Genomic DNA, 1,012 nt, shown 5'->3' with positions numbered 1-1,012 from the left:
GTTTAGCCTCCTCCGCTTTCGCTCGCCACTACTCACGGAATCACAATTGTTTTCTCTTCCTATGGGTACTGAGATGTTTCACTTCCCCACGTTCCCCCCACACAGCCTATACATTCAGCTGGTGGTAACACGACATCACTCGTGCTGGGTTTCCCCATTCGGACACCCTCGGATCACAGCTCGTTTGACAACTCCCCGAGGACTATCGCGGCCTACCACGTCCTTCATCGGCTCCTGGTACCAAGGCATCCACCGAACGCCCTTACACACTTACAACAACACCTACAAACAACCCCCCACCCACAACCAGCACAAGGCCAGCCATGAACGAGGATCGAATGTAGACACCACAAAACACTACAATTTCTGCTAAATCACAGACCAGCACTCCAACAACAGTCGAAGCATTGGTTTGAAATAAAGATGCTCGCATCCACTATGCACTTCTCAAACAACACACACCCACCACCGTGCACGCGCTCCCGCGACCATCACAGTCACGATCACCACCCGCACCCCAGTCATGAGCTAGGTCAGAGACAACACGCGTGTGTTCTCTCAGAACCCCGATAGCGTGACAATGAACCCGCCAGCCCTCACGGACCCGCRGTGACCCCCGATCCCTCTACCGGTGTAGAAGAAGTGRGCCTGTCTGATGTTTCACCCTCGAACACACACCCACCGCACAGACATACGCCGGCAGAAATGGGTGWTGTTGTGTGCTCCTTAGAAAGGAGGTGATCCAGCCGCACCTTCCGGTACGGCTACCTTGTTACGACTTCGTCCCAATCGCCGATCCCACCTTCGACAGCTCCCTCCCACAAGGGGTTAGGCCACCGGCTTCGGGTGTTACCGACTTTCATGACGTGACGGGCGGTGTGTACAAGGCCCGGGAACGTATTCACCGCAGCGTTGCTGATCTGCGATTACTAGCGACTCCGACTTCATGGGGTCGAGTTGCAGACCCCAATCCGAACTGAGACTGGCTTTAAGGGATTCGCTCCACCTCACC

2 rRNA genes are annotated in these 1,012 nt (G+C 55.3%); both read right to left on the bottom strand.

The annotated features are described in order from the left end of the window. A 23S ribosomal RNA gene (locus tag A9310_RS23320) occupies window positions 1–276 on the bottom strand; the annotation flags it as partial. 454 nt (window positions 277–730) lie between these two features. Then, a 16S ribosomal RNA gene (locus tag A9310_RS26155) occupies window positions 731–1,012 on the bottom strand; the annotation flags it as partial.

The sequence above is a fragment of the Gordonia sp. UCD-TK1 genome (genome assembly GCF_001691435.1).
Taxonomy (GTDB): domain Bacteria; phylum Actinomycetota; class Actinomycetes; order Mycobacteriales; family Mycobacteriaceae; genus Gordonia; species Gordonia hongkongensis.
Note: the sequence above shows the minus strand (reverse complement) of the source record. Positions and strands in the feature narration are given on the sequence as shown.